We start from the raw sequence: 6,134 nt of genomic DNA, 5'->3' as shown, positions 1-6,134 counted from the left end.
CGACCCGCGCGTATAGGTAACCGGATGCGGTTCGAGGGTTCTGGAGTGGTGTTTTTGGTAGGTTAACCCCAGGGGAAGAGTACCGAAAACACGGTTCCACAGGTCAATCTGCGCTCGATTCGAAGGTATCAAGCCCGGATTGCTCGGTGTCGATCGGCGCCGTCGACAGTCGCGGACCCATCGTCGACGACGTCGGCTCGGGTTCGGGAGCGTGGGTCGCCGCTCGAATCAATCGCAATAGCGAACCCATCGATGGATCGGCCTCGAGCACGCCGCTGTAATCCGGCGGCCAGTAACAGGCGGCGCCGACCGGATCGTCCGGATCGGCCAGTCGGGCCGTATCGTCGACGCGCTCAACGAGAACATCGAACATCACATCTTGCGTTGTCGATCCGTCGTCGACGAACCACGGCAGCACGCGATCGCCGCGTTCGGCGTCGGTCGCGAAGGGCAGCGCGATCCGCCAGCCGTTCTCGTCGAGTCGAACGACGTCGGCCAGCTGGAGATCGTCGCGGTGGTTCCGCCAGGACTGAGTCGAAATCCCAGCGCGTCGGCAGAGTTCGGCCTGCGAAAGTGGCGCGTCGGCGGCCAGCAGCGCGGCGACTCCCTTGCTCGCGGAGTTCGCGATGCCCGGCAGCAGTCGATCGGCCGGAAGCGTCGACAACGCCAGTCTAACCTCATCAAGACGGACGTTTCGGCCAATCTGTTTCCGTTCCGTTTTAAGTCCATGGTGGATCGCGTCGACGACGTCGTACGGCGTCGCAGTGAACGCAGCCAGCAGTCCGACGGCCTCGCGAGTCGGGCTCAGGTTGCGGGCCTCGAGCATACCGCGGGCCGCTCGGTAGACCGACGATCGCGTCGACGACTCCCGAATCGGCACCCGGATCGCGAACTCCGGCGCGTCGGGGTGGACGTCGGCGCGGTCCTCCAGGTGGACACGGAGTTCGTCGGCTAGGTCGGTCACCCCGTCGCCGGCGACGACGATCGATCCCAGCAGCGAGCCGAACGGATCGTTCGGGTCGGCCCGCGCCGTAGGGACCGACTCGCGTTTCCCCTCTCGGTCCTCGAACAGCTGGCGTTCGCCGGTGAACTGGCCGTAGCGACTCTGAATCCGCGCACCCTTCACCAGCGTTTGAACAAGGTCGCGGCGGGCATCACTGTCGAAGTGGCGGCTGAACTCCGAGAGGCGAACCTCTCTGACGACGTCNCCCTTCACCAGCGTTTGAACAAGGTCGCGGCGGGCATCACTGTCGAAGTGGCGGCTGAACTCCGAGAGGCGAACCTCTCTGACGACGTCGACACCGGCCAAATCCAGCAGGTGAACCATCACGCCGGCCAGACCGTGTGCGTTCCGGACGATCTCGCCGCGGAACTCGTTGCGGTCATCGTAGTCTTCCCTAGCTAGCTCCCGGGTCATGTCCAGCAGCGCGTTTCGGGCGCCTCGCAGACGCTCGGTGTAGCCTTCGCCGTGTGCGTCGTGGTCGGCCAGCCAGCCTAAACAACGTAGGTCACGCAACAGGTCCGGCGCGTTCATTTCTAAGCCCGCCAGCGGCGCCGTGTTGTCCGTGTCGCCGCCGTCCAGTCGCTCCGCGGTCAGCACTCGGTTCCATGTCTTTTCGCTTGCCAGCGCCCTTGCAACGGTCGTCCAGTACTGTAACGGGTTCTGGTACTGCGCACTCACAACCAGCTGGCCGGCGTCGGCGTCGTAGCTCCATTCTCCCTCCCGTACGTCGTCCTTCCGCTGCTGGGGTGCGTCTACTAGCGCTAGTTCCCCGGGCTCAGCGGCGGCCGTTGCGGCCTCGTGGCGGCGCCGGCTGGCAAATTCAACGCCAACCCAGCCACGCGGGGCGTCGCTGTCCTCAGCGGCGGCGTTCTCGGCTTCTCCAGGCGGTCTACCGCCGTTCTGGCCGTCCTCCCCTCCATCCTGAGTTGTGGTTACACGGCTATCGTGGGAGGGTTTTGGGGGGGTTGTGACGGGGTCGGATCCAAAGACGGTCTCAGCGAACCGCCGGCCGGCCAGCAGCAGCGACAGGCACGACGTCCCGTCGGGTCTCTCAACGCGCTCAGCGAGGCCGTAGTCGGCGTCCAATCGTTCCGCGACCGTTCGGACGTGGCCGACGTCGATGCACGTCTCGCGGGCGATCTCCGCGTACGACAGCGTCTCCGTCGACGAGTCGGCCAGCAGGCCCACTATACGCGCGGGCGCGGCGTCCGTGTTCAGTGACGCCAGCGCCGCGTCGACACGGTCGGCGATCGTGTCGGGGTCAGGAGTGCGGGAGGTAGTCGAGCCGTTTGTGACGGGGACTTGATCGCGGTGATCGGCGCGGAGACGTCGCCGGGCCGTCCCCGTCGCGACGATCGCGACGTCGCAGCCTCTAGCTAGATCAGCGAGTAGATCAAGGACGTCCCGCCGCTGCTCGAGCGGCCGACTGGCCCAGTCGCCGTCTAAGATAACTTCGATCGTCGGCGTCGTCGACGCGATCGCGAATAGCGGCGGCGTGGCGCCGGCGATCCGATCGTCGACGAGCTCCTGTCCGTGTCCGAGTCGTCGCGTCGTCTCAAGTAGTCGGAAAAACTGGCGGCGATCGCCGTCGGCGACGTCGACAAGTAGATCAGCAAACGTTCCATCCAGTGCGTCCACACCGGCCTCGAGTAACGTCTCTCGCGCGTCGACAGGGTCGAATCCCTGCACGACGTCGCGGACGGACTCGAGGAGTTGGTCGCCAAGTCCCGGCGGTTCGAATAGCGATCGGTGTAGCCGGGGTGCCGTCGACGTCGACGTAGTTGTTACGTCGGCATCGATTAGGCGAGAGCGACGGACAGAGAGTCCGGGTTCCGTCATTCAGGTCCTCCGNGCCGTCGACGTCGACGTAGTTGTTACGTCGGCATCGATTAGGCGAGAGCGACGGACAGAGAGTCCGGGTTCCGTCATTCAGGTCCTCCGAATCGACGCTTTGCATCTAAGCCAGCAGCAGTCCGCGGAAGACTGTGGTATTCCTCACACTGAGGACACCTATGAGCGAGTCCACGGTCATCACCATGGATTCGACGGAACTCGGAAGACACGTGCGCTCCGCAGTTCTGACAGCGGCGTGGGTTCCGCGTCTCGACGTCGCGATCCCATCGCTGCATTATCGAACCCCCGCCGCCTGTGCCGCAATTTGCGATCCTTGGTTTCTATCGCATCGGGCTTGTGATTTTATCGTGTTTGCTGACATTCTGACTCTCTGCCAGGCCAGCGCACGAAAACGGAAATCCCGTTGAGGGTGACCGGAAGGTATTTTCCGAAGGAACTCGAAGGAACAATCACGCGCTCCCTCGAGCGCTCCGTATCTCACCTNCAGGAAGCGAGGTGGGAAACGGATCAGCGTTTTCGTGCGTGTTACTTCTTCATAGCGAAGACTGTCCACTTAGTCTTTACGTCCCAACCCGTCACGTTCTGTGACTTTCTGGTCAAAACCATTTATTTCACTCACCAAGGTTAACTAGTATATGAATGGACCTGTCTCCTTCAGAGCGTGCGATACTGGTTGATCTATTGCTCCATGGGGACGATATGCCGTCTAATATTGCTGAGCGCACCGATTTTGCACGAGAGACCATATCTCGTAACTGTTCCAGACTCGTAGAGCGCGATTTCGCAAGGGACAAGGGCGGAGGCGTCTATAAACTGACGAACGCCGGTGTCTTGATAGCTCAGAATATACAGTCTGAATAGCCACTGGTAATTCCACTCACGGAGTGTCACGAACTGTGACAAGCCTTTTATTAGATGTTGTCTAAGGCGTGACTGTCGCTATGGCAGACAAGTCAAACGGACGATTCTACGAGAACGACATGAGCGAAACCACGACTGACGAGACTGAGCGGAACAGCACGGAACTGCACGAGACGACGGGCGCGGACGTCCAGGGCGACGCCTGGAGTCCGACGCGCCGTCAGATGATGATCGCGACGGGCGCGACGCTGACGCTCGCGGGATCGGCCGGGCTCGCGAGCGCGGACGAGGACGGGCTCGCGTACTCGACTGACTACGCCGCGGACCCGGCGATCGCGGCGGACGCAGTGACGATCGCCGAGCACCGACCGAGCATGGAGATCCTACAGTACCGCGACGATGAGGGCAACGTGCAGGATCTCCCGGCGATTCTCGACGAGCCGGACGACGACGAGATCGACGACGACGCAACCGCGCAGAACCTGCTGACGATCTCGGGCGACGCGATCGACGCGGACGAATTCCGTCGCTTCCCGCGCGCCCTGGACGACGAGTCGGACGACGACGAAGACGAGACGCGATCGGCGATCGACGCGGACGAGTGGACCGGTGACGGTCTGGACGTCGAGTCGGGAGATCTCGACATCGACTCGGTGCGGATCTCCGGCACCGACGGCTCGGCGTCGTTCGATCCGGGCGAGACGTTAGTGGACGACGATCTCTCGCGACGGTACCTCCAGGTCGGCGTAACGATCGACGCGCTCGAGGCGGGATCGACCGTCGACATCGAAGTGTGCGACGACGCCGGCGACGCGAAGGGCGTGACGATCGACTCGGACGGCGACGAGTCGGACGACGACGTGCTGGCGACGTCGATCACGAGCGGAGGGATCGGTCAGGTGCAGCTGGGCGATCTCTCCGGATCGATCCACAATATCGAAGGGGTTGAGGTCACGATCGACGGCGACGCGACGATCGAACTGTTCGCGTTCAACGCCGAGCGCATGTCTCGCTGGGAGTTCGGAACGCGATTCGAGGACGCGGACGACGAGTCGGCGTCGACTGTTCGCGAGCTCTCCGGCGAGACGACGCTGTTCGATCTCGGCGGGCTCTCGGCGGACGCGACGATCTACGATCTCGAGTATCCGGTGCTCTACACGGCGTCTGCGTCGGAACAGGACAGCGAATGGGACAGCGAGCCGGCCGACCGGTATCCGAACTTCGACGAACGCCTGACGCAGATCGAACGCCTCAAGGTCCCTACTGGCTACGATCTGTCGCACTCGGGTCTGTCGTTGGTGTTTGACCAAACGCTGCCGACCGATCGGTACCACGCGATCGACTTAGCGGAGGACACCGAGGACGACGATCCCGAGGACATGGAGTTCTCGGCGCGGGAGGGTCGGCTCGAGGGGCCCGGCGAACAGGCGGAACTTGAAGAGTACGTGCAGTCCGGTCTAGAGTACGCCGTCCGGTTCCGAACCGTTCTGACGGATTCTGAGTTCGACTCGGCGACTGATCCGGCCGCAGCAGGCGGCGGCGCCCGCGGGACGTCGGGCGGATGGTTCTCGGGTCCGCGTGCGTGGATTTCAGTGCTCGTCTCGGGCGTGCTGGGCGCCGTCGGACTCTCTCGCCTAACTGGGGGCGACAATGAATGAGCGATCGAGATAACGCCTGGAGGATCCTCGATCGCGGCGCGGACGACGCCGAGGATATGACGTGGGGCGATTTCGTTACGGCGCGACTAATGGCGATTCTAACGTCGGTCGCTCTCGTCATCATATCGTTCTTCGATCGTCTCGGGGAGGCGCTGATGGCGCCAATCAGCGCGTTCGCGGAGGGGCTGTCAGAGGTCGTCGGCTCGACGTTCCTCGAGTCAATCCAGATTATCGCGGCGGGCGCGCGTAATGCTGCGTACGCGCTCGAGTACGGTGCAACCGCGGAACTGGGTGTCGCGACGTATCCGATCGCAATCGCGACGGTCATCAGCGGGATCTACGTGATGATCTGGGCTTGGACCCGCACCGAGTGGAACCCGATCGCGTTCCTCTACCGCCGGTTCAGGTGATTTCCGTGGCCTCCGACGATGACATAGACAACCTGGCAAGTCGGTTCGTTGACGGTTCGTCAATAGAGGCGGGTCGGCTGGCCCAGTTCTTTCTCATGACGGCTGTTACCGGACTCATCGCTGGCCCTATGCTGGTCGCTGAGCGGACGTTAGAGGCACTAGATCGTGTGTTCGGAGGGGTCGTCTCTGGCGTTCAGGAGGCTATTCTCCGGAATTTCGAGGTCCCCCAGACGGTCCTAAACGCGGGCGCTGAGGTGACAGCTCGCTGGATTGGAATATTCGGTGTCGGGGCCTACGCGCTGGCGGCACTCGGTGTCTCGCTCACGATTTACGCGGTCTGGCTCGGGG

At 62.9% G+C, this 6,134-nt stretch carries 5 protein-coding genes; 4 read left to right on the top strand and 1 reads right to left on the bottom strand.

The window, feature by feature from the left end; all coding sequences use genetic code 11:
• Positions 1–2,928: 2,928 nt before the first annotated feature.
• Positions 2,929–3,132, bottom strand: coding sequence for a DUF7563 family protein (locus C493_RS24335; RefSeq protein WP_083912467.1), 204 nt, complete (start codon positions 3,130–3,132; stop codon positions 2,929–2,931).
• 364 nt (positions 3,133–3,496) lie between these two features.
• Here C493_RS24335 and C493_RS24330 point away from each other — a divergent pair, with 364 nt between their 5' ends.
• From C493_RS24330 to C493_RS21915, 4 genes are all read left to right on the top strand, one after another.
• Positions 3,497–3,718, top strand: coding sequence for a MarR family transcriptional regulator (locus C493_RS24330; protein ID WP_083912466.1), 222 nt, complete (start codon positions 3,497–3,499; stop codon positions 3,716–3,718).
• Between the two features lie 80 nt (positions 3,719–3,798).
• A complete protein-coding gene (locus tag C493_RS21925) occupies positions 3,799–5,376 on the top strand; it encodes a hypothetical protein (RefSeq protein WP_007261696.1) in 1,578 nt (525 codons plus the stop codon).
• Complete coding sequence (locus tag C493_RS21920; RefSeq protein ID WP_007261695.1) at positions 5,373–5,786, top strand: hypothetical protein; 414 nt, start codon at positions 5,373–5,375, stop codon at positions 5,784–5,786. Before C493_RS21925 ends, C493_RS21920 begins: the two co-directional genes overlap by 4 nt.
• A gap of 5 nt (positions 5,787–5,791) precedes the next feature.
• Positions 5,792–6,134: hypothetical protein (locus C493_RS21915; RefSeq protein ID WP_152421233.1), on the top strand; the 343-nt coding region annotated here is incomplete at its 3' end.

The organism is Natronolimnohabitans innermongolicus JCM 12255, assembly GCF_000337215.1.
Lineage (GTDB): Archaea > Halobacteriota > Halobacteria > Halobacteriales > Natrialbaceae > Natronolimnohabitans > Natronolimnohabitans innermongolicus.
The sequence above is the reverse complement of the archived record's forward strand: the minus strand, read 5'-3'. Positions and strand labels throughout refer to the sequence as shown.